General features: G+C 49.7%; 22 protein-coding genes and 2 tRNA genes. 6 read left to right on the top strand and 18 right to left on the bottom strand.

All coding sequences use genetic code 11. The annotated features are described in order from the left end of the window. Positions 1 to 42: 42 nt before the first annotated feature. Entirely contained in the window at positions 43 to 2,097 is a 2,055-nt protein-coding gene (locus CFK45_RS18445; RefSeq protein ID WP_096085816.1) for a methyl-accepting chemotaxis protein, read from the top strand. A 226-nt stretch (positions 2,098 to 2,323) separates the two neighbouring features. Next, on the top strand, positions 2,324 to 3,415 hold the full coding sequence (locus CFK45_RS07450) for an AI-2E family transporter (RefSeq protein WP_096085815.1): 1,092 nt from the start codon (positions 2,324 to 2,326) through the stop codon (positions 3,413 to 3,415). A gap of 107 nt (positions 3,416 to 3,522) precedes the next feature. Here CFK45_RS07450 and CFK45_RS07445 read toward each other — a convergent pair whose 3' ends face one another. Then, positions 3,523 to 4,947 (bottom strand): methyl-accepting chemotaxis protein, encoded by a 1,425-nt coding sequence (locus CFK45_RS07445; protein ID WP_096085814.1) that lies wholly within the window; start codon positions 4,945 to 4,947, stop codon positions 3,523 to 3,525. Positions 4,948 to 5,229: 282 nt separating this feature from the next. Between CFK45_RS07445 and CFK45_RS07440 the strand changes: the two genes are divergently transcribed. Both CFK45_RS07440 and CFK45_RS07435 read left to right on the top strand, forming a co-directional pair. Then, entirely contained in the window at positions 5,230 to 6,201 is a 972-nt protein-coding gene (locus tag CFK45_RS07440) for a phospholipase D-like domain-containing protein (RefSeq protein ID WP_096085813.1), read from the top strand. 195 nt (positions 6,202 to 6,396) lie between these two features. After that, on the top strand, positions 6,397 to 6,828 hold the full coding sequence (locus CFK45_RS07435) for a hypothetical protein (RefSeq protein ID WP_096085812.1): 432 nt from the start codon (positions 6,397 to 6,399) through the stop codon (positions 6,826 to 6,828). Positions 6,829 to 6,963: 135 nt separating this feature from the next. Here CFK45_RS07435 and CFK45_RS18880 read toward each other — a convergent pair whose 3' ends face one another. Together CFK45_RS18880 and CFK45_RS07430 are read right to left on the bottom strand one after the other, a co-directional pair. Then, complete coding sequence (locus CFK45_RS18880) at positions 6,964 to 7,131, bottom strand: helix-turn-helix domain-containing protein (protein WP_143247506.1); 168 nt, start codon at positions 7,129 to 7,131, stop codon at positions 6,964 to 6,966. Between the two features lie 110 nt (positions 7,132 to 7,241). Then, a complete protein-coding gene (locus CFK45_RS07430) occupies positions 7,242 to 7,517 on the bottom strand; it encodes a hypothetical protein (RefSeq protein ID WP_096085811.1) in 276 nt (91 codons plus the stop codon). 196 nt (positions 7,518 to 7,713) lie between these two features. On the opposite strand from CFK45_RS07430, the gene CFK45_RS07425 reads away from it, so the two are divergent. Then, positions 7,714 to 9,324, top strand: a complete 1,611-nt coding sequence (locus tag CFK45_RS07425; RefSeq protein WP_096085810.1) for an ABC-F family ATPase — start codon at positions 7,714 to 7,716, stop codon at positions 9,322 to 9,324. Between the two features lie 181 nt (positions 9,325 to 9,505). On the opposite strand, the gene CFK45_RS07420 is transcribed toward CFK45_RS07425, so the two are convergent. From CFK45_RS07420 to CFK45_RS07410, 3 genes are all read right to left on the bottom strand, one after another. After that, positions 9,506 to 10,309, bottom strand: coding sequence for a DUF3037 domain-containing protein (locus CFK45_RS07420; protein ID WP_158224631.1), 804 nt, complete (start codon positions 10,307 to 10,309; stop codon positions 9,506 to 9,508). Between the two features lie 8 nt (positions 10,310 to 10,317). Continuing rightward, positions 10,318 to 11,058, bottom strand: a complete 741-nt coding sequence (locus CFK45_RS07415; RefSeq protein ID WP_143247505.1) for a HipA family kinase — start codon at positions 11,056 to 11,058, stop codon at positions 10,318 to 10,320. Between the two features lie 317 nt (positions 11,059 to 11,375). After that, positions 11,376 to 12,107, bottom strand: coding sequence for a DUF3800 domain-containing protein (locus tag CFK45_RS07410; protein WP_096085807.1), 732 nt, complete (start codon positions 12,105 to 12,107; stop codon positions 11,376 to 11,378). Between the two features lie 160 nt (positions 12,108 to 12,267). Between CFK45_RS07410 and CFK45_RS18255 the strand changes: the two genes are divergently transcribed. Further along, the gene (locus CFK45_RS18255; protein WP_143247504.1) at positions 12,268 to 12,432 is read left to right on the top strand and encodes a transposase; all 165 of its coding nucleotides are present in this window, start codon (positions 12,268 to 12,270) and stop codon (positions 12,430 to 12,432) included. On the opposite strand, the gene CFK45_RS18875 is transcribed toward CFK45_RS18255, so the two are convergent. The 12 genes from CFK45_RS18875 to CFK45_RS07350 all read right to left on the bottom strand — a co-directional run bounded on the left by CFK45_RS18875 (position 12,404) and on the right by CFK45_RS07350 (position 21,559). After that, entirely contained in the window at positions 12,404 to 12,589 is a 186-nt protein-coding gene (locus CFK45_RS18875) for a hypothetical protein (RefSeq protein WP_414630748.1), read from the bottom strand. The two genes, CFK45_RS18255 and CFK45_RS18875, sit on opposite strands and share 29 nt — an antisense overlap. Positions 12,590 to 12,771: 182 nt before the next feature. Beyond that, a tRNA-Leu gene (locus CFK45_RS07400) sits at positions 12,772 to 12,858 on the bottom strand. A 68-nt stretch (positions 12,859 to 12,926) separates the two neighbouring features. After that, a tRNA-Cys gene (locus tag CFK45_RS07395) sits at positions 12,927 to 13,000 on the bottom strand. Positions 13,001 to 13,393: 393 nt separating this feature from the next. Next, positions 13,394 to 13,975, bottom strand: a complete 582-nt coding sequence (gene pgsA / locus CFK45_RS07390; protein WP_096085806.1) for a CDP-diacylglycerol--glycerol-3-phosphate 3-phosphatidyltransferase — start codon at positions 13,973 to 13,975, stop codon at positions 13,394 to 13,396. A 32-nt stretch (positions 13,976 to 14,007) separates the two neighbouring features. After that, the gene (gene uvrC, locus CFK45_RS07385; protein ID WP_096085805.1) at positions 14,008 to 15,840 is read right to left on the bottom strand and encodes an excinuclease ABC subunit UvrC; all 1,833 of its coding nucleotides are present in this window, start codon (positions 15,838 to 15,840) and stop codon (positions 14,008 to 14,010) included. A gap of 9 nt (positions 15,841 to 15,849) precedes the next feature. Next, a complete protein-coding gene (locus tag CFK45_RS07380; RefSeq protein ID WP_096085804.1) occupies positions 15,850 to 16,494 on the bottom strand; it encodes a response regulator in 645 nt (214 codons plus the stop codon). Positions 16,495 to 16,670: 176 nt separating this feature from the next. Continuing rightward, on the bottom strand, positions 16,671 to 17,858 hold the full coding sequence (gene murB, locus CFK45_RS07375) for a UDP-N-acetylmuramate dehydrogenase (protein ID WP_096085803.1): 1,188 nt from the start codon (positions 17,856 to 17,858) through the stop codon (positions 16,671 to 16,673). Beyond that, entirely contained in the window at positions 17,858 to 18,358 is a 501-nt protein-coding gene (locus tag CFK45_RS07370; RefSeq protein ID WP_096085802.1) for a low molecular weight protein-tyrosine-phosphatase, read from the bottom strand. The genes murB and CFK45_RS07370 overlap by 1 nt, the downstream gene beginning before the upstream one ends. A 39-nt stretch (positions 18,359 to 18,397) precedes the next feature. Further along, entirely contained in the window at positions 18,398 to 19,198 is an 801-nt protein-coding gene (gene kdsB, locus CFK45_RS07365; RefSeq protein WP_096085801.1) for a 3-deoxy-manno-octulosonate cytidylyltransferase, read from the bottom strand. 150 nt (positions 19,199 to 19,348) lie between these two features. Beyond that, positions 19,349 to 20,488, bottom strand: a complete 1,140-nt coding sequence (lpxK, locus tag CFK45_RS07360) for a tetraacyldisaccharide 4'-kinase (RefSeq protein WP_096085800.1) — start codon at positions 20,486 to 20,488, stop codon at positions 19,349 to 19,351. A gap of 16 nt (positions 20,489 to 20,504) precedes the next feature. Beyond that, a complete protein-coding gene (locus CFK45_RS07355; RefSeq protein ID WP_096085799.1) occupies positions 20,505 to 20,930 on the bottom strand; it encodes an ExbD/TolR family protein in 426 nt (141 codons plus the stop codon). A 2-nt stretch (positions 20,931 to 20,932) separates the two neighbouring features. After that, the gene (locus CFK45_RS07350) at positions 20,933 to 21,559 is read right to left on the bottom strand and encodes a MotA/TolQ/ExbB proton channel family protein (RefSeq protein ID WP_096085798.1); all 627 of its coding nucleotides are present in this window, start codon (positions 21,557 to 21,559) and stop codon (positions 20,933 to 20,935) included. Positions 21,560 to 21,614 lie beyond the last annotated feature (55 nt).

Genomic DNA, 21,614 nt, shown 5'->3' with positions numbered 1-21,614 from the left:
AGCTCCGTCAGCCGGTAAGTTTATATTTAATGGCTGTTCTAGATGAAGTTTCTAAATCATATCAATATCAGTACACGCATTTTCCTTATTGTTATCTCGCTAATCTCCGTCATTGTCTTTAATGCAGTTGGCAATTTAATCGAAGCAAATAAAAAAAAAGCCGCCTTGGCTGAACTTGCGCAATTGCTCTACTACGCAGAACTTACCGCCGAGCTGATCGATTATAGTTCTCAAGAATCGCTCTATACCCGGCTATACATCGATAGCACCCCGGCCAATGCCGATACCGCTAAGCGCCGAATGTTAGAGGCCCGAGCCTTAAGCAACCAAAGTCTTGATGCGTTTAAAGATTTAATAAAAACCAAACAAACACTGTTTAGTCAATATGGCGCTCTGAGTAACAATCTAGAGCTTATCCAGGAAAAGCTCGATCGCTACCACCACGTTAGAAATGCCGCAGATAAAAAACTGCACTTAGATAAAGTCAACGGCCAGGACCTTCATACCTTGTACGAAATATCACTGCTGATCGGCGACTTAGTCGCATCGCTAAGCTCAGTGGTTATTATCTCTTCCCAAAATGAAGAGCTCAGTTTAATGGCCAATGCACTTTACAATCTAATGATTGCATCGACAGAGTCGGCCCGCTTAAACAGTTATATTTTTGCCGCCGCCAACCACCACCTGGGCTTTCAAACTTATGTGTTCGGACAAATGGTGTTAATGCACTACAAAGAAATGGATGCCCAGCGACTATTCAGTGCCTTCGCCAATGCCGAGATCAACGAATATTATAAAAAACACGTCGTCGACAACCCCTCATACAAGCAATACAAAACCTTTAAGCTCGACGCCATTATGGTCTTCGAGAAATACCTCGACAAAAAATTTGATCTTTCCGATAAAAACTGGAACCAAGTGACTGACGATGTGTTTCAGTCCTATCAGTCGACCCGGGAATTTGTCATGCAGGCCATCCTTCAGGAAAAAGACCGGCAGATGTCTGAAGCCCAGAACACACTGGTTTTTACCAGTGTATCTGTCACCGCCCTGGTTGCGATTTTAGCTGGCCTGTCTTACCTGCTTAGCCGAAGCATTAATGCCCCGCTTAACAAGCTGGTTGAAACCATGTCATTTATTGCCAGAGAAAAAGACATGTCCATGCAACTTGAAGAATCCGGCTCAGATGAGCTAACCAAGGCCAGCAAAGTCTTTAATCAGCTTATCGCCAGCTTTAACACGGCCTTGCGCGGTGTCACCACACAAGTGCACAGCTTGTCTTCACTCAGCCAGGAAGTGGCTGCCAATACCGAACAAGGTTTGAAGCGCAACGACAGTCAACTTGAAGCCACCGACAGCATTAGTGTCGCCGTCACCGAAATGACAAGCACCATCGAAGAAATCAGTAAGATGATTCACAGCTCGTCAGAGGCGGTCAACAGCGCCAGTGCAACCTCGATCGAAAGCAGTGACTACGCCGATAGAAGCCGCAGATTAATGGAGCAACTAACGCAAGAGCTCGGCAGCACCAGTGAGGTTGTCAACAAGCTCAATCACGAAAGTGAACAAATCAGCCTGGTCTTAAACGTTATTCAAAATATTGCCGAACAAACCAACCTGCTTGCGCTCAACGCCGCCATTGAAGCCGCCAGAGCTGGCGAGCAGGGCCGCGGTTTTGCCGTGGTGGCCGATGAAGTGCGCACACTTGCGCAAAAAACTCAGGAGTCCACCGAGCAAATTCGCCTGCAAATTGATTCACTGCAACAGCAGGCCTCCCTTGCCACCGAAAACATGCAGCGCTTACAGCAAGAGGGCACAGACGCCGTCGACGTCGTCAAAGGCAGCGCCTCGGCAGTTGAGCGCATGAAGGCTGAACTCGACAAAATTAAAGACATGTCTACCCAGATAGCCGTCGCAGCCGAGCAACAATCTTCGGTATCCAACGAGATAAATGAGCGTGTTGTCGCGGTAAGAGACGACTCTGAAAGTATTACGCAAAGCTCGCGCAACACCTTTGACACCACCAAAACCATGCAAGAGAGCTGTCAAATACTGGTTGACCACGTCAATGTGTTCAAACTAAAAAAAGAGCAATAAGCCCCCGGCGTATTGTGTGGCAGAATATAAGCGCTGCAGATTAAACTGCCGCACAAGCGCCCCTAAAGATAAAGCACAGGCAACAAGCATCGCGTTATACACGTTATATTATAAAAGCTGCGCAAGTAGCGGATAATCCAGGCGCGCAAGACGATCATGTACGATCACTGACATACAGCATTCATCAACAACAGAGTATGCTGGTCAAAGCTGAAGGAGACTTAGCATGCAACTTAACTTTCTGCGCCTTGGCATGGGCTTATTGGTGCTGTCGATCTGCCTTGCCCTGCTGATCTACGGCAGTAACTTTTTAATTCCAATCGCCGTATCCGTCTTGCTGTGGAGCCTGCTGGACGCCATCAGAAACTATTATTTTAAACACCTATTTCTCGGTCGCTTCCCTCACGCCCTGTGCACCACCTTGGCCATCGCCACCGTTGCTGTGTTTATCTACATTGTCTACGCCATCGTTGTCAGTCAAAGCGACAGCCTTGAACGCACCGCACCAATCTATCAAGAAAACTTCCGCACCTTAATTAGCAAGCTATCCGACGCAGTACCAACCATTGATCACATGGATTTAGAAACCCTCACCCAAGATATCGATATCGGTGCGGTTTTGTCGTATATAGCAAGCTCCGCCGGAAGCCTATTTAAAAACATCGGTCTGGTGGCAATTTACTTAGGTTTTATGCTCGCCGAACAGCCGTTAATTGCGCGCAAGCTTCACAAGCTTCAGCAGAACCACTCTGGCGCCGGTGAACTGCCGCGCCTAACCCAGCATATCGCGGCAACCATTAAACGCTATATGTGGATGAAAACCGTGATCAGCCTGCTCACCGCGCTTATCAGCTATGCGGTGCTGGCTTTGGTCGGTGTCGACTTTGCCGAAGTCTGGGCCCTGCTTATCTTTTTGCTTAACTTTATCCCTAATATCGGTTCTATAATCGGCGTTATTTTTCCCGCACTGCTAACGCTTATCCAGTTTGACAGCTTTACCCCGTTTTTTATTGTTTCCATCGGCTTAGGTTGTACGCAATTTTTTATCGGCAACGTGATCGAACCGGCTTATATGGGTAAGAGCCTTAACTTAAGCTCGCTAATGATTATTTTATCGCTGACCTTCTGGGGCACGATCTGGGGCATTGCCGGTATGTTTTTAGCTGTGCCACTGATGGTGGTTTCAGCGATAGTATTTGCAAGCTTTAAAAACACGCGCTGGATCGCTATTTTGCTTTCCGCCGATGGCGAACTGATCGAGCCGGCGAAACACGTTGCCGACGACAACAAAGCATCGGTGTCGCTGTCAAAGCTTTAACATTACCAGGCAGAGATAGGTTGAGTTGACTTGAGTTGAGTTGCTACTAGAGCCGCCTTCATGAGCAGCTTACTTTATTTAATTTAATGAAACTCAACCTTGCTTAGTTACGACTTGGCAACAACAATTGCCTGCAATTCATTGGCCATCATATTTAGGCTTTCTGTGGTGGCGGCAATGTGCTGAGAGTTTTGCTCAACAACCATAGCAACGGTTTTATTCTCGAGCGAAATTTCTGAAAGCTCATTGACCACGGCCATGGTATTTTTGATGCCCTCGTCACTGCCATTCATGCACTGCTTGACCTCGCGAAACTGAATAAAGATATCATTTACCGCTTTGAGAATATCCGCCAATTGCTCGCCTGCATTCGCAACAATCGCCGCGCCTTCGTCAATGCTGCAGGTTGCCTGCGCCAGGCTCGTTTGAATTTCTTCGGCCGTCAGGTTACTGCGTGTCGCAAGTGTTCGAACTTCTTCGGCAACAACAGCAAAACCCCTGCCCTGATCACCGGCGCGCGCAGCTTCAATGGCCGCATTTAAGGCAAGCAGGTTGGTTTGCTCTGCAAGCCCGGAAATCATGGTTGCGGCGTGGTTAATTTCAACATTGCTTGCTTTTATTTTGTCCATTGAAACGATGGTTTGATCAATCGCTTTTTGGCCATTGGCGGCGTTTTCTTTGGTCTGCACAACCTTGTCATTCACGCCGGTAATATTTTCAGAACACTGGGCAACAAACCCTGCCAACTGATCAAAAGCAGAGCTTAGTTGGCTTGCAGCGCCATCTTGCCTATCCGCGTGGGCGCTTAAGTTTTGAGTATTCTCTAAAATCGCTTTTGACGTGAGGGAAAGCTGCTCGGTTGCCGATGCGAGTGTAACCGCATTGCGCTCAGCCGTATCGATCAAGGCCGATAGTTTATCTCGCTGCGCCTCGGCATCGCCGCGCATTGTTTGCGCCTCGTTGAAGGCCATGGTCGCTTCTTTTTTACTCTTGATGCGCAAGGCCTCCATAATCACAACAAGTAGCATATTGGTCAAAATGGCACCACTTATAAATACCAAGTTTGCAAAGTTCACCCGCTCAGCTGTAATTTCAGGCTTAGGCAAACTGTCGTGAGCAAGGTACAAAACCGCGACACTTGCCGCGCACAAGCCACCCCAAACGGCACCTTGTTTGTAGCCGCCCAACAGTGAGCCCAGGGCCGGCACAATCAGCATCCAGGCCGCCGTGCCCGAAAGCACACCGCCGTTCTGGTACATCAGTAGTGTCATCAGCCAATAGGCCGCAAATACAATATTGATAATTGCAGCGGCAACAAAACCTGCGCGTATCAATAACAAAGACAACACTTGCTGCAGCGCAACTGCAAGTATCGCCCAGGCACCACTGCTGGCACCCAAATAGAAAAATATCAGCGCGTAGATAACGGCAGCGGGAATTAAAATCAGGCAAAAACGCGCAGCCAGCACCGCGCGATACAGCGATTGCTCATCGCGATAGTGCTCATAAAACGAATTGTTCTCGTCAATCATGCAGGCCTCTTGCAGTCGCTTAGTAATGGTTTGGTGCGAGCGGGTACGAGTTAGAAAGCGGTAATCATTCGTATCAAGCACAAACCGAATCAAATATTAAGAATAGTAGGCTGAGCAAAAGCCTGCCCGGCGCCTGACTTCCAAGAACACACACTCGAGCAAGTCACTTTTAAGCCCATTGTGCACACATCAATTTCAAGCCATTGCCGTCACCATAGCGGCATAACAGACCGCCCTATACCTAAGTGGCAACAAAGCACTGTGCTGTGGAGCTGACCAGCAATGAGTATCTACAAACTAGTGACCCTAATCGTCTTAATAATCAGCTGCGGCGTGCTTATCGGTGGCTGCGCATCGATTAACCACAGCAGCTTTAGAACCCAGTCTTACAGTGTAAAGCCCGACACTACAAAACAGAGCTATTTTGGCCAGATACATAGCGATGTTATGCAAGACAAAGCTGCGAGCCTATCAGCGTTTAGGTTGCTCGACGACGGGGTCGAAGCGCTCGCGGCAAGGCTCTTGCTGATTGAAAAAGCCGAACACAGCATAGACGCCCAGTACTACCTGATTAAAGATGACTTAGCCGGCCAGGCTTTTGCTCACGCTTTAATTAAAGCCGCTGATCGCGGTGTGAAAGTACGCATCTTACTCGATGACTTTTTAAGCGCTGGCCTGGACGATGCCATCATTGCCATGAATGCCCACCCAAATATCGAACTGCGTATCTACAACCCTTTTGCCTACCGCAATTTCCGCCTGATGGATCTACACAATTTTTCGCAGCTAAACCGTCGCATGCACAACAAAGCGTTAATTAGCGACAATCAGGTTACAATTATCGGCGGCAGAAATATTGCAAGCGAATATTTTGGCGCGCGCAAAGATCTAAACTTTGGCGACCTGGATGTACTGGCGTTTGGCCCGATTGTTCAGCAGACATCGCAAATGTTTGACGATTATTGGAACGCCTGGGCAGCACACACGACATCAAGTTTCACTAATACAGCCTATGCCAATGACAAACTAAAAAAAATAAGGGCTAACTTAGACAAGATCTTAAGCCATGCCGAAGGCAGCATCTACGCCGATGCCGTACAGCAAGATTTCAACCTGCTACTTGCCGAGGGCAATGAACAGATCTATTGGGCAGATTATCAATTTTTAAGCGATAGCCCCGATAAAACCAGCACCGATAAACAGCGCAACCAACACAGCATCGCCGTTAAGTTAAGTGCTGCCACCCGCGACTAGTAGCCCAGAATACCTTTCCTTTAATTCTATTCAACCTGAGCCTGCAATGCAGACTTCATGGACAACCTCGTTACGGCTACAGAAAACACACTTTCACCCAATGTATTCACACAGCCATCAGCCAACAAATAAATAAACTGTACTTACTCAAACTATGAATGCGATAAATCTATCGCAGAAGCACAGGATATTTATATGACTTTTTCGCTGATTGAATTAAATAAACACATCAAGCACAGTTGCCACCACCTCGGTGAGCACTTTGACCATAGTATCCAGCGCATCGACACGCTCGACAACAAACACAAACAAAACGTTGAAACGGCGCTAACAAATATACGCACAAGTATTGAACGCAACCAAAAGCGTATTAACAGCAAACAACAACAGCTGGACAACTGGATCAACGAACTCAAGCGCATGCCGCAAACAAGCCTGCAACAACAAAAACATCAGCACGAACTGGATAAACTCGAAAAACGTGCAAAAAAATCACAAAAACGCGCCGAAGAGACACTAGCTATTGCCATCGCCGCCAACCTTGAAGCCGAAGACGCTATTTTAGATGCGATTTTGGATACCGTAATTTTTGAACAAAACTCTGCGGGCGGCGTCGAAATTGTTTAGTACGATTATTGGCCTATTCTGCCGGGATACCCTTATCAACGTGGCCCTGACCTTCGATAATCACCGCTTCAACGACTTTCTGTTCATGAAGCAAGCTGGTATTTAAGTACAGGTCAAAACGCTTTCGGACTTCACTTACTGAAAAAAGTCCTCTTCCATATCGAAGAGCCCGTCAAATGTATCCTGGACACCTAATAACTGAGCGGCGCGATAGTACTTCTCCAAAGATACAGACAAGTCCCCTTTTTCCATTTTTTGCAACGTTGCCCGGCTTACCCCTAAACGCACATAAAATGCGTACATGTCGACAGCTAAGTACTAGGGAAGCCCTCCCTACCCCTAGGGAAGGGTCGGTAAGGTGCTGGGAAAGGGTCAAAGTGCGCTCGGAAGCTTTAATAAGCAGCTCAACAGCCTTAAGCACGCTTAACCCGCACAACCTTCATAAGCTCAAAACGAATACCCGCCACAGCCTCCTCCGCCGGGTAGTAAGTCAGGTTCACCCTAGCCCCCTTCAAGCTTTGGTAATTACCTTTGCGCTTAAACTTAAACGGCACATCCCAGCCTTCAATCATAAGCGAATGCAAAACCCACTTATCCTGATCTCGCTGGGTATGGGAAACCACCTTTACCGCATCGGCGTGTATAAGCTGCTGATTCTTCCCAACTAGCTTCTTAGGGTCTGACTGCATTTGACTGAAACTCGTAACTGTATTGCGTGACCCATCATACAGCTTTGGCACTCGAACAACGTAATCAGCAAAGCCCCCACCGTACAGTATTTAAACTATTCACTCGACAAGGCACCCTCAACTCTCTATAGTTCGCGCGCTTCCAGAGCAGCGGCTTTATCCAGCTCTTCGACCTCTACCAAACTGGACTTCCTCCTTGATTTCTACTGCAAATATCACCATTCAATTTGGCGCCGAGCCGCTGTTCGAAGACATATCCGTAAAGTTTGATGCCGGCAAGCGCTACGGCCTGATCGGTGCCAATGGTTGTGGCAAGTCGACCTTTATGAAGATCTTAAGCGGCGAACTGGCCCCCACCTCTGGCACCGTCACCTTTGATCCGGGCGCCAAGGTCGGTACCTTGAGTCAGGATCAATTCGCCTTTGAGCAGTTCAGCGTGATTGATGCCGTCATCCAGGGCGACACCGAATTGTGGCGAGTAAAACAAGAGCGCGAACGCATCTACAGCCTGCCCGAAATGTCCGAAGAAGAAGGCATGATCGTCGCCGAACTCGAAACACAATTTGCGGAGATGGATGGTTACAGCGCAGAAAGCCGCGCCGGCGATATTTTGCTAGAGGCAGGCATCGCCGAAGAATTTCACTTTGGCCCAATGACAGAAGTCGCACCCGGCTACAAAGTTCGGGTACTACTTGCCCAAGCCCTATTCTCCAACCCCGACGTATTACTGCTGGATGAGCCAACCAACAACCTGGACATCCACACCATCAGCTGGCTTGCCCGCGTGTTGAACGAGCGCAAATGCACAATGATCATCATCTCGCATGACCGCCACTTCCTAAATTCCGTATGCACACACATGGCCGATATCGACTACGGCGGCCTGCGCATCTTCCCCGGCAACTACGAAGCCTTTATTGCGGCTTCAACACTCATTCAAGAGCAGCTGCACGCCGAGAACGCTAAAAAAACCGCAGAAATGGAAGACTTACAATCATTCGTAAATCGCTTTTCTGCCAACGCATCCAAAGCAAAACAAGCGAGCTCACGCGCTAAGCGCTTAGAGAAAATTTCACTTAACGAAATCAAAGCCTCTAGCCGACAAAAACCGTATATCAGCTACCAACAGTGCAAAAAACTGCACCGCCAGGCATTAATACTCGAAGACCTAGCACACGGTTACGACGGAGAAACCCTGTTCTCACAAGGCGATATTATCTTAGAAGCCGGAGCGCGCCTTGCAGTTATCGGAGAAAATGGCGCCGGCAAATCTACCTTCCTGCGCTGCCTTGTCGGCGAGCTAGAAGCTAACAATGGCACCATCAAATGGGCAGAAAACGCGAACATCGGCTACTGCCCACAAGACAGCACCGCAGATTTTGATTGTGACCTAAGCCTATTTGAATGGATGTCTCAATGGCGCCAACCCAAGCACGACGACCTTGCCGTAAGGGGCATGCTTGGCCGCTTGTTATTCACTGCAGACGACGCCAACAAAAAAGTACGCGTTTGTTCCGGTGGAGAGAAAAACCGACTGCTCTTTGGCAAACTGATGATGATGGACACCAACGTCTTAGTCATGGACGAGCCAACCAACCACCTGGACATGGAATCGATCGAAGCGCTAAACATCGCGTTAGAAAAATACGACGGCACCATTATTTTTGTAAGCCACGACAGGGAGTTTGTTTCATCGCTGGCGACGCGGGTTATTGAGATTAAAGATCAGCGTATTTACGACTACCAGGGTACTTATGCTGAGTATTTGGCTCATGCTCAGAAGGGAAAAGCGCAAGATGCTGCGTAGGTGATTGAGGGGTACTGAGTTAGGCGCGCTTGCTTTTTAAGGATTAAACGACGCGGAATAGGATCAGGACTTCAGTTTTGCATTGACCGCTTTGGCTGAATGCAAGATAGAAGCCCTGGCCTCGCAAGACTTGCAAAATTTTATTAACTCTTAGGCCAAAGGCTAAAGCACTACTCTCAAGCTAAGACCGGGCAAAAGTCAAAATTTCATTTCTATTGCTGTTTTCAGTGTGCGCAATACAGTCGCGCTGAAAGCGTCTCTTAATATCGTGATAAGCATCCTTGGCATCATGATTAGCAGGCTCAGAATCCAAGGTAAGCAACAAATTCTCACCGAGAACATTTCTATTTCTGAGTTCATTAATCTTAAATAACCACTGCCCACCGTGATTGATCACATCGGTCGCTTTTTCGTAAGCCAAATGCAAAGGCTTGATAGCTCGTGTGCCACTTTCTGCTTGTTTCACAAAAGGAAAAGTCATTTTGTAAAGGCTGTCACCTAGCTCTTTTCTCTTGTATAAACCATTAAGATCAGCCTCTTTGAGAATACCGCGCACAGACTTTTCCATCGCCTGCTCTTTATACTCTGGAGTAACAAAATTCCGCCTCACAAAATGAGAAAAAACATCATCCAACGCTTTTACAGGATCAAGATACAGGCCCGCTTTTACATCACTAAAGTTCAAAAGCGTTTCTCTAGGGCGCACAACTTCGTTGAACAAAGCTTCAAGCTGCTTAGTGCCCGGGCCATAATTGCCAAGCTCACAAATACGCTCTAATTCTTGCTTAAGCTCACGCAAGGCTTGTCTAAATACATCCGGGTTTAAATCATCAAAAAAATGCGTTATCCGAGCCTGCTTGCGCAGCTCCAGCTTAAATTGCAAGCCTTTAGGACTCTGCATAAACACACCAATATTGGCAAACTCCTCCGTCTCTACAAACGGAGTGAAACGAATGATGGCGTAGCGACACAGCTGCTTATTCACATTCCGATTCATCGTTCTGTCCAAAATTGTTCGTTTTCGTATCTATTCAGTATGGTGCGTATTTGCGCGTCACTCAAGTGTACCGACTCCTGCTGCCTATCCTCATCCAAAAATCGCCAATCTTCGGGGATTTGAGCAAGAATATCATCCAAATTCAGCAAACAAGAGGCAAGCTGATCACTCAGCTCGCAGCGCTGAGCGAGATCAGAAAACACCGAGTCCGCTTGCGCGCGGAAGACATGATAATTGAAGGTATCCTGAACGCAATAGCCCACATCAAATGCCTGGTTATGGTCGATTACCACAAGTTGCTGCTCTCCAGGCTCCCAGAAGAGGTTAGGATTACCGCCATTTAGGCTCAAGGTTCGATCACCGTTCTGAACCCAGTGATCAAACAGCAGCAGCTTTTGCTGTGTATGAACAGGCACCTTGGAAAGTAAACTGATTGTGAGCTCATTTAGAAGCCGCTTTCGGGATGCAAACGCCGGCCCAGCTCCAATCCCCCTAAACTCCGGGATATCCAAAAACGCCTCGTCAACGTGAACAATCTCGAAATGAGGAATAGGCAAACCCAAAGCTCGCCCCAGGCAACCAGCAACCCACTCATAAATCTGGCTGGATCGGCCAGCGTCTTTACCTTTAACAAAGTATTCATAACCATCGCTACAGCGGCAAATATAAGGCTCAGTGACACCTTGCTTAGCGCGACCTGTAACTTCCGTCACCTCAAGCATAACTGGATTAGGCATTCCTCTCTCCTCAAGCCTTAGCTAACGATTCATCGACACTTAGATGCGCCTCTACTCGGCTTGGCAGCCTTTCTGTAGAAAACAGAAGCAAGTTCTGACCTGCACGCGTCATTGCAACGTACAGCTTCCTTGTAGACTCTTCACGAGCTACTACTTTCTCATCTTCGCTTAGGTCTAAGTTATTTTCTGGCCGAATTCCGGGGACAGTATACCTAACTCAACAGCCGCTTCGGGTCGATTACCACCTCCTGCCCTGTTCGGCCAAGAGTAGAAATTCAATTAAGTAACTGTCCCCGGAACTCCTTCGATCATCCTCATCATGAGTGCTCGCTGGGCCCCTTCATTCTGATTACTTCATTATCGACTAACGATGAAACCATAATCTTGGAGCGCTGTATTACCTCTTTCTTAAAATCTGAGGTTTCTCTCCCAATTAGTTCGTAATCCTGCGCTTGAAGCATATACCCCACCATATCAACAAGCTGAATCAATACCGAGTTGCTGCTGGGCGCAAACATTGGTTCACACATATTTTCTGCCGGTTGAATACTGCACAACTCTTTCCATCCTTTAGCGACCATCAAAGCGGGTTGTTGCCCCTGCCGTGCGAGCGTCCTCCCTACCTTCTCATCCAAGCCATCAATCACTGGAATAACCGCTCCTTTTTCAAGCTCATCTCGAACCGACAGACTCATATTCATGAAGTTCAGCTGATGAAGCTTCGGGTCATTCTTGGTAAAAAGCTTTACAGAACTGCGATAATATCCGGTTCTGATTACTCTGAGTTCCAGTTGATTTATAAGATTGGCCACCATCTCGAAGCACCTAAGACGAATCTCATCAGTTGCCCAATCATGACCTTTTAATAGAGCACATCCATGCAGTTCTGGTGTACCTCCAATGCCGTTAGGAGTTATCTCATGTACAAATGAATAGATTGCTCTAGCAACCTCTTTATAGTCCGAAACGGGTACGACGACGCCCGTCATAGATATTATTTTTGTTTCTGGATTATCTGATTCATCAAGTGCGAAAAATGAACACGTCAAAGCTCGGCCCTCCTAGTGCTCAAATAGAATATCAGTTATTTGCAACTCACTTGCATGATATGGTCATAGTCTCGAGTTCCGAGGACAGTATACTGAAGTGGTCTAATGGCACCGGACACTTTAATGAGAGACTATATCTGTCAATGATTAAGGTGTACACATGAAGCAAAAGCGTAGTTACAAGCAGTACCCTAAAGAGTTTAAAGAAGAGGCGGTTGCCCTCGTTCGTGAGCAGGGCTATAGCGTCCCCGAGGTGGCCGAGTCTGGTCAACTTAAACCGGACACTAAATTTTATACTAACGCTCTGAGCTTATTGGTCGAATAAACACCACGCCGGACATGCCCTGATCGAGCAGAACCCGCGCGCTTTTTTTCGACGCCTCTCTTTGTTTTTCAAAAGCCATTGGTGACTGATCACCATTAGCAGAGCGCAAACGCTCCACGTTGTAATATTTCACGTACCGGGCAACGTCCACTTTCATATGCTCGCGAGTTGGCTGGGCAAGCTTAACAGGCGATAAGGTTGGGGTGAAACGTTGCTTGCAGCATCACCAAAGCACTGATGCACTGGAACAAGCTGACACAAGAAAAGATCATTTTCTTATGCGTATCGGTAAGCTATGGGAACTATCGAGGCGGTTTGAAATAGATTAAAACAAGCTAATGGTGCCCGGGGCCGGACTTGAACCGGCACGATATTGCTATCGGGAGATTTTAAGTCTCCTGTGTCTACCAATTCCACCACCCGGGCTGGGTAGCTAGGTAGGTTGGCCCTACCTTAATTCTTTGCTCCTAGAACTGGAACAAAGATAGAGAAAGTGGAGGCGCGACCCGGAGTCGAACCGGGCTACGTGGATTTGCAATCCAGTGCATAACCGCTTTGCTATCGCGCCTAAAATTTTCGAAGGCAGTTTCTATGAGCATAAAACCAAACTAGTAGAACGGTAGATTCTAAAGCGGTTTTGCACTGGATTCTCCAGTGGCTCTTTACCTTCCCGCCTTTGGCGGGGTCGCCCTATCGGGCTCGGCGCTTTGCTAGTTAGGCATCGCACCTTGTTTTGAACATTAATTTGTTCAGGGTTAAAACCGAGCTTCTAGAACATACCGCTGTTCGAGCGGTTATGCACTGGATGCCAGTGGCTTTTTACCTTTGCTGCTTCGCAGCAGTCGCCCTATCGGGCTCGGCGCTTTGCTCATACTACTTTTACAGCATGGTTTGCACTGCGCCGTTTCTTTCGGGTCACCCCTGAAAGGCCGCGCATTTTAGCCAAATTGCCGGGCTGTGCCTAGCCCTGTTCTTCACTTTTTATGCTTTTTCCACTCAGACTTGGCCAGGCGGCTTTTAAGTAGACAAACATTGACCAAAGAGTGAGCACTGCAGCGCCGTAGACGGTGACTAGACCCAGCTCGTGAAGATAAAACGGGCTGCCGGCGGGGAAAGCCAGCAGCAGCAAGATGGCGATAATTTGCAGGGTGGTTTTGAGCTTGCCTATCCAGCTAACCGCTACGGCGGAGCGTGCGCCGAGTTCGGCCATCCACTCGCGAAGTGCGCTAATAACGATTTCACGGCAAATAATCACCACCGCCGGCAAGGTAAACCAGGCGTTGGCGTTTTGTTCAATTAGAAGCGCCAGGGCCACGGCAACAATGAGTTTGTCAGCGACAGGATCTAAGAAGGCACCAAAAGGCGTGCTCAAATTGTATTTGCGCGCGTAGTAGCCGTCGAGCGCATCGGTGATGCCGGCCAGACCAAAGAGCGCCGCACTTGCAAAGAAGCGCCACTGCCAGTCGGTGTAAAACAGCACCACAAGCATAGGGATAACAAGAACGCGAAAGAGCGTCAGCTGGTTCGGTAGCGTGCTAAGCATGTGTGTCACTTCTATCTAATGAGGGCAGCACCCTACTCGCTGTGCAGAACGCTGTAAACCTCCTCGGCTAATTTTTTGCTGATGCCCGGCACCTTGGCCAGTTCGGCCTGGCTGGCTTTCATCACCTCGCCAAGGCCACCGAAGTGCGTCAACAGCGCTTTGCGCCGCGAAGCGCCAACACCGGGCACATCTTCTAGGCGCGAGCGGCGGCGTTTTTTGTCCCGCGCCTGCACGTGGCTGCTGACCGCAAAGCGGTGCGCTTCATCGCGGATAAACTGAATCAGGTGCAAAGCCGGGTGATCGCCGGGCAAATCTAGCTCGCGCCCATCTTCAAAGTGCAAAAGCTCGAGCCCGGCCTTGCGGGTCGGGCCTTTGGCGACGCCGATCAACATCACTGAGTGAATGCCGAGCTCGGCGAGCACTTCGCGGGCCTGGCTTAACTGCCCTTTGCCGCCGTCGATAATCAGCAGTTCCGGCAGGGCCTTGTCTTCTTTTTGCAAGCGGGTGTAGCGCCGGTTCAAGGCCTGATGCATCGCGGCATAATCATCGCCTGCATTGATGTCTTCTATATTAAAACGCCGATAATCGCTTTTTTTAGGTCCCTGGCTGTCGAAGACCACACATGAAGCTACAGTGCTCTCGCCCGAACTGTGGCTGATATCAAAACACTCCATGCGCGCCGGTGGCTCGTCCAGCCCCAGCACATCGGCCAGAGCCTGATAGCGCTTGTCGAGCGTCATTTGGCTATTGAGTTTTTGCTGCAGGTTTTGGCGCGCCGCCTCCACCGCCATCGCCAGCCACTTGGCTTTGTAGGTGCGCACATTGCTGCTGATTTTAATATTGCTGCCGCGCTGCTCTTGTATCGCCTCGATTAGAGCACTGTCGTGCTCAGGTGCGTGGTTGACGACAAGTTCCGAAGGCACATCAAAGCTCTGCCCGCCTAAGTACTTTTGCGCAATAAAGCTCTGCAGCACTTCTTGCTCTTCACTTTCGAGCTTGTCGCTTGGGAAATAACTGCGGCTACCCATAATGCGCCCCGAGCGCACATAAATAACGTGCACACAGCTGGCCGCGTTTTCACGCCAGCAGGCAATCACATCCATATTACCCATGCCCGCTTCGATGCTTTGCTCGGCTTGAATATGCTGCAGCGCTGCTAAGCGGTCGCGAAATTCCGCCGCTTTTTCATACTCAAGCTCGCCTGCGGCCTCTTCCATTTTTTTGCCGAGGGTATTTTTAAGTTGTGCATTTTTACCCTCTAAAAACAGCTGAATTTCACTTAGGTCTTCGGCGTAGGCCTCTTTGCTAATCATATTTACGCAGGGGCCAGAACAGCGTTTAATTTGATACATCAAACACGGGCGCGAGCGGTTTTTATAAGTTGCGTCTTCGCACTGGCGCACCTTGAAGGTTTTTTGCAAAAAGTTAAGGCTTTCACGCACCGCAGCGGCATTGGGAAAAGGCCCAAAATATTGGCCTTTGCGTTTTTTTGCGCCGCGGTGAAAACCGAGCTTGGGGTAGTCTTCGCCAGAGGAAATAAAAATGTAGGGGTAGCTTTTATCGTCACGCAGAAGAATATTAAACGGTGGTTTCTGCGCTTTAATTAAGTTGTGCTCAAGCACCAGCGCTTCGGCTTCGCTCGGCGCGATGGTAATTTCAATATTGCAGATGCGCTTAACCAGCGCCTGGGTTTTAAGTGGCAGGCCTGTTTTTTGAAAATACGAACTAACCCGCTTTTTTAAATTTTTGGCTTTGCCAACGTACAGAATTTCGCCGTCCTGACCATACATCTGGTAGACGCCGGGCTGGCTGCTTAAATTCTTTAAAAAGCTTTTGGCATCAAAAGCTGGTGCGGTATCAGTCATAGGCCGGCGTTAACCGACCTCAAGCATATTGTGCTTAACCGCTAACAGGGCAAGCTCAACGTCGCTGGTAATATTGAGTTTTTCGAAAATACGATAGCGATAGCTGTTAACCGTTTTGGGGCTGATGCAAAACGATTCGGCAATATCGGGCACTTTCATGCCACCGGAAATCATCAGCGCCGTTTGCAATTCGCGCTCGCTTAGCTCATCAAACGGGTTGCCCTCAGAGCCGCCGGCAAAATTTTTTAAGGCCAACTGCTGAGCGACATCGCCGCTCATATAGCGCCCGCCGCGCAATACCTTTTGTATGCCGGCGACAATTTCATCAAAGCCGGCTTCTTTCGTAACGTAACCGGCCGCGCCGGCTTTTAATAAGCGGTCTGCGTACATCTCATCGGTCACTCCGGTAACGGCAATGACTTTGGTCTGAGCGGCAATCGCAAGTATTTTTTTGGTTGCCTCTAAGCCACCAATGCCGGGCATTTTTACATCCATAAGCACCACACCAGGCTTGTGCGCACGCACAGCCTGTATGGCCTCCTCCCCCGTCTTGGCTTCGGCAACAACGGTAAGGTTATCTATATCTTCTATCATGCGCACAATCCCCATGCGCACAAGGTCGTGGTCGTCAGCGACGACTATGGTTGTCTGCATCAAGCGCTGCTCTTTTTGTTTTGGCTTTTCTGGCTTTTTAAGTCAGCTGCGCATTCTCGTTGCGCATACTTGCAGTCCTTGCAACACGGGCGGCCCCAACGAACCACCGCTTATCGGAAATGTACCACTTGCAAGTTCGCCGCGCCAGCAGCGACACACAATGGCGCGCATATTCCCTAAGGAATATGGCGACGCGTCACAGAAAGTATTTGCGGCTCGCGCTCAAGCTCTATATCAAAACGGCGCTTAATATCGGCCTGTAGTTGCTCGGCGTAAAACAGCACGGCGCTTAAGGGCTCGGCCTTGATATTGGTCAGAACCAGCGCCTGCTGGCTGTGCATACACACGCCTTCGGCGCCTTGCACAAAGCGCTGCTTCCAGCCGGCCTTCTCTATTAGCCAGCCTGCGGCCACCTTCCTAAAGCCGGGGCCCGCCGGGTAACTGGGTACATCGGGCCACCTGGCTTTTAGAGCTTCAAATTGCGCCAGACGCAGTACCGGGTTTTTAAAAAAACTGCCAACATTTGGCAGCTCTTCTGGTTGTGGCAATTTAGAGCGGCGCACCGCACATACCGCATCGGCAAGCGCTTGCGCTGACAGCGCCGTTACATCAGCAGTGTTTGTATTTTGGGCTTGGTCTTCGCTACTGCCTTGGCTACTGTCTTCGCTGCGGTCTTCTGTGCTGCCTTCAGTGCCACCTTCTGTATGTGCCCCGGCCTGGCCTTGAGCAGCCAGGTAGGCCTTAAGCGCCGGATAACTGGCATCGAGCCGGTGGTTTTTAGGCAGGCAAAACTCGACCGAAGTAATCACCAGGCGCGGACAGTGCTGGCGTTTAAACAGGCTGTCGCGGTAGCCAAATTCACAGGCCTTGGCATCGAGTTTAAACGATTCGCCCGTATCGAGATCGACGCCGCTAACACAAGCGATAAACGCGCCGACTTCCACACCGTAAGCACCGATGTTTTGAATCGGCGCCGCGCCAACGGTACCGGGGATTAGGCTTAAGTTTTCGAGCCCCGGCCAGCCTTCAGCTAAAGTCCACTGAACAAAGTCGTGCCAGTTTTCGCCTGCACCGGCGCGCACATAATAAGCCTGGCTGTCTTCAGCAACAAAACTGCGCCCGCCTATTTCTATTTTTAAAAGCAGCGCATCGAGCGCTTCGGGCAGCAAAATATTCGAACCGCCGCCAACTATAGCCAGCGCCCAGCGTTTGGCTTTTGCATACGCCCGGGCTTCTGACACATCGGCCGCGGAATAACAGCGCACCAGCGCCTTGGCTTTACTCGGCAGCGCCAGGGTATTAAAAGCTTGCAGCGCCACATCGCGCTCAACAACAAGGCCGGGTAGCGTGTCGCCTTGCAGCATTAAACACCACCGCCTTTTGTTTGTGCTTGAGTCTGTGTTTGCACAATGTGCTCAATTAAACCATCGCAGGCGTCTTCAATTAAATCGAGCACCAAGGCAAAACCTTCGTCGCCGCCGTAATACGGGTCCGGCACTTCGCGATAACGATCTTGCTTGGAAAAATCCAAAAATAAGCTGAGCTTGGAATTAAGCCCTTCTGGCGCAATTGCAGCTAGATCGTCGTAATTGCTTTGATCCATTGCCAGAATATAATCAAACTGCTCAAAATCCGCGGCAATGGCCTGGCGCGCGTGCAGTGAATTTAAGTCGTAACCGCGCTCACCACCTTTGGCAATTGCGCGTGCATCGGGGCGCTTGCCTTCGTGCCAGTTAGAGGTGCCGGCGCTGTCGATATCGATGCGCTTGTTTAAACCCGCCTTCGCAACTTTTTTTTGCATCACGGCCTCGGCCGTTGGCGAGCGGCAAATATTGCCCAAACAAACAAATAAGACTCTTTGCATAACGGGTTACTCAGTTTGGAAGGTATACGTTACAGGTATTTACGCCGAGCCGGCGGACTCGAGCTGTTTGCGCAGCTTGTCGAGATCAGCTTGAGTATCGATGCCACCGGGCACAGCTTCACAGGCTTCGGCAACGTGAATGCGGTGGCCCTGATGTAAAATTCGAAGTTGTTCGAGCTTTTCTATCGACTCAAGCGCGCAAAGCGGCCAGGTAACAAAAGCGTTTAGCAAAGCCACGCGGTAGGCGTAAATGCCTATGTGTTTAAATGCTGGCTGCTCGGCCAAGGCCTTTTCTACGAGTGCCAGGCTCTGCTGCCTATCTGAACTTAAATCATTTAATAAGCCGCGGTGCCAGGGCATTGGCGCGCGCGAAAAATACAGGGCAAGGCCTTGCGCATCGGCCACAACTTTTACAGCATTGGCATCAAAGAACCGCTCGGCATCACAGATGCGCTCGCTGGCCGTGGCACAGCTCGCCTGACTTGCCAGCTGTAAATTTTTGGCGACCTGATTAATCACGGCAGGAGGCATTAGCGGCTCGTCGCCCTGCACGTTAACGACAATATCCGAATCGGCAAAAGCGAGCTTGCCCACCACTTCGGCAAGGCGGTCGGTACCACTTTCGTGATCGGCCCTGGTCATACAGACTTCAGCACCAAAGCCCTTAGCGCAGTCGGCAACGCCCTGGTGATCGGTGGCGATAATTACGCGCTCGGCATCGCTGAGCGAAGCTTGCTCCCACACGCGCTGAATCATGCTTTTGCCGGCAATATCGGCCAGAGGTTTGCCGGGCAGTCGCGTCGATGCAAAGCGCGCCGGAATAATAACGCTGAAACTCATAATGTTTTCTCTAACAGGTTTTTGTTTTTTTTACACTGCTATATTTTATAAACGGCTTTTCGCTCGCTATTGCGTTCTGATTAAACGCGCTATTTTTTATAGGCACCAGTATTGACTGCAGTTCTTTTTTGCCGGGCATCGGCCTTATTATTACAAGTTTATTTTTTTAAGCGATTTAAGTTTTTGCAAAAATGCGCTGAAAAAATCCTCATTGAGGCAAACATTTAATTCGTAATAATAAATATCGATGTCTTGATGCTGTTCGCTATGGCTCTGGCTACCTGTATTACTCTTATCAGGCGCATTGCTCTTATCAAGCGCATTGCGCCCGTTTAACTCAAGCGGCTCAGCGCCCTCACTAAACAGTTCCCGGCATTTGACTGCATCTTTGGCTGTCATTAAATAGCAAAATTCACTGCTAAAATCACTGGCTTGATAACGGCCGTGATCTTTTTTTGCTCTGGCCTCAAATTCCAGGCCCTGGCGGCTTAGCTCATCAAAAAAACGTTGGGGCTGACCGATACCGGCGTAGGCAATCAGTTTTTTATCCTGTTTGGGCAAACTGGCAAAACGGTGCTCCGCATCGCGTTTTAGCTTGTCGCCCTTAACCGACGTAGTGAGCTTGCGCCAGGCGCCGCCGGCAAAGCTAAGCGGAAATTGCGGCGCCGCGGTTTTTATTGGCTGATCGCTGCGCTGAATAATAAAGTCGACGGTATCTAAGCGCGATGGCGCTTCGCGCAGCGGGCCAACAGGCAATAAATGGCCATTGCCCAAACCCTGGGGGCCAATCACCGCCACCTCAATATCCCGCGCCATTCGGTAGTGCTGCAAACCGTCGTCGCTTAAAATCAGGTCGATCGCGTTTGATTTTTCAGCAGCGGCCACCGCGTCGCAGCGCGCTTCGGCCACCCATACGCCAGCGCCTGTGGCCAGAAAAATCTCCAGCGGCTCATCGCCAACTTCGTCGGCGCGGCTGTCGGCGCTAACTTTTTTTAGGCCTTTTGTGCTGCGCCCATAACCGCGGCTAACGACTCCAGCGCGCAGGCCCTCGGCTTGCAGGCGCTTAATTAATGCAATTATCAGCGGCGTTTTACCGGTGCCGCCAACCGAGATATTGCCGACAACCACCACCGGCAGTTTGTTGCTTTGCTGCTTTGCTAACTGGCGACGCTTGTTTTGTTTACTCAAACATCTATACAGCGATTCAAGCGGGCTTAATAGCGCTAATAAACCTGCGCTATCGCTGTACCACTGTTTTTCTATTGTCTTAACTAAGCTCGGCACGGGCATCGGGCTGTGGCTAATGTCACGGCGAAGCCGATTCGGGGCTGCGGGTGGTCATGCTTAAATTGACAAAACCAAGCTGACCGGCAAGATCCATGACCGCAACAATGCTCTGATAACTGGCGTCGGCATCGCCGGTAATAATAAACGGCAATTGATTATCGCCATCGGCAACATCAACCACAGCCGCCTGCAGCGTTTCAATATTGTTATCGACAAGCACACGGCCGTTAACGGTGTAATTGCCCTGCTGATCGATGACGACCTCAATTTCTTTTGTCTGCTGCTGGCGCTTGTCGGCGCTCGCTTCGGGCAGATCAATTTCAAGGTGGCTCTCTTTGGTAAAGGTGGTCGATACCATAAAAAAGATAAGCAGCAGAAAAACAACATCAATCAGCGGTGTCAGATTGACGCCCTCTTCGGCCGTAACCTGGCGTTTAAACTTCATGGTTAAGCGCCCTTAAGATCAACGCGGCGCTCATTGTGCAGCGCATCCACCAACTTCACTGCCTCTTGCTCCATTTGCACCACCAGCGAATCCACCCGGCGCACAAAATAGCGGTGCGCAATCATTGCAGGAATTGCCACGGTCAAGCCGGCGGCGGTGGTTACCAGAGCTTCAGAGATGCCACCGGCGAGCACCTGGGCATTGCCGGCGCCCATTAAATTAAGCGCGGTAAAGACTTTGATCATGCCGATCACGGTACCGAGCAAACCCAACAGCGGCGCGATGGCGGCGATCGTGCCGAGCGGGCCTAAGTAGCGCTCTAAGTCGTGCACAACTTCACTGGCGGCCTCTTCAATGCTGTCGCGCATCACATCGCGACCGTGGCGGCTATTGCCAAGCCCGGCGGCAAGTATGCGCCCAAGCGGCGAGCTCTGGCGCAGGCTTTTTAATTTGGCCGAGTCCAGCTCCTTCGCTTGTATCCAGCCCCAGACCTGCCCGAGCTGATGTTTTGGTGTGATTTTCTCCGGGTTTAAGGTCCAAAAGCGCTCTGCGCAAATACCTACAACCACAATGGAACAAATAATGATTGGCAGCATCAGCCACCCACCGGAGCTTACGATCTCTAACACCCTGAAGGACTCCCCTAAACTTTATGAAACAGCGGCCAAAAGCGTTACCAGGCCG

It is taken from the genome of Agaribacterium haliotis (assembly GCF_002312815.1).
GTDB classification, from domain to species: Bacteria; Pseudomonadota; Gammaproteobacteria; order Pseudomonadales; family Cellvibrionaceae; genus Agaribacterium; species Agaribacterium haliotis.
This window is presented reverse-complemented; position numbering and strand designations above follow the sequence as displayed.

Coding starts and splice junctions, on each gene's coding strand:
- CFK45_RS18445 (WP_096085816.1), top strand. CDS start 43: ATGAAGTTTCTAAATCATATCAATATCAGTACACGCATTTTCCTTATT.
- CFK45_RS07450 (WP_096085815.1), top strand. CDS start 2,324: ATGCAACTTAACTTTCTGCGCCTTGGCATGGGCTTATTGGTGCTGTCG.
- CFK45_RS07445 (WP_096085814.1), bottom strand. CDS start 4,947: ATGATTGACGAGAACAATTCGTTTTATGAGCACTATCGCGATGAGCAA.
- CFK45_RS07440 (WP_096085813.1), top strand. CDS start 5,230: ATGAGTATCTACAAACTAGTGACCCTAATCGTCTTAATAATCAGCTGC.
- CFK45_RS07435 (WP_096085812.1), top strand. CDS start 6,397: ATGACTTTTTCGCTGATTGAATTAAATAAACACATCAAGCACAGTTGC.
- CFK45_RS18880 (WP_143247506.1), bottom strand. CDS start 7,131: ATGTACGCATTTTATGTGCGTTTAGGGGTAAGCCGGGCAACGTTGCAA.
- CFK45_RS07430 (WP_096085811.1), bottom strand. CDS start 7,517: ATGCAGTCAGACCCTAAGAAGCTAGTTGGGAAGAATCAGCAGCTTATA.
- CFK45_RS07415 (WP_143247505.1), bottom strand. CDS start 11,058: ATGCCTAATCCAGTTATGCTTGAGGTGACGGAAGTTACAGGTCGCGCT.
- CFK45_RS18255 (WP_143247504.1), top strand. CDS start 12,268: ATGAAGCAAAAGCGTAGTTACAAGCAGTACCCTAAAGAGTTTAAAGAA.
- CFK45_RS18875 (WP_414630748.1), bottom strand. CDS start 12,589: ATGAAAGTGGACGTTGCCCGGTACGTGAAATATTACAACGTGGAGCGT.
- pgsA (WP_096085806.1), bottom strand. CDS start 13,975: ATGCTTAGCACGCTACCGAACCAGCTGACGCTCTTTCGCGTTCTTGTT.
- uvrC (WP_096085805.1), bottom strand. CDS start 15,840: ATGACTGATACCGCACCAGCTTTTGATGCCAAAAGCTTTTTAAAGAAT.
- CFK45_RS07380 (WP_096085804.1), bottom strand. CDS start 16,494: ATGCAGACAACCATAGTCGTCGCTGACGACCACGACCTTGTGCGCATG.
- murB (WP_096085803.1), bottom strand. CDS start 17,858: ATGCTGCAAGGCGACACGCTACCCGGCCTTGTTGTTGAGCGCGATGTG.
- CFK45_RS07370 (WP_096085802.1), bottom strand. CDS start 18,358: ATGCAAAGAGTCTTATTTGTTTGTTTGGGCAATATTTGCCGCTCGCCA.
- kdsB (WP_096085801.1), bottom strand. CDS start 19,198: ATGAGTTTCAGCGTTATTATTCCGGCGCGCTTTGCATCGACGCGACTG.
- lpxK (WP_096085800.1), bottom strand. CDS start 20,488: ATGCCCGTGCCGAGCTTAGTTAAGACAATAGAAAAACAGTGGTACAGC.
- CFK45_RS07355 (WP_096085799.1), bottom strand. CDS start 20,930: ATGAAGTTTAAACGCCAGGTTACGGCCGAAGAGGGCGTCAATCTGACA.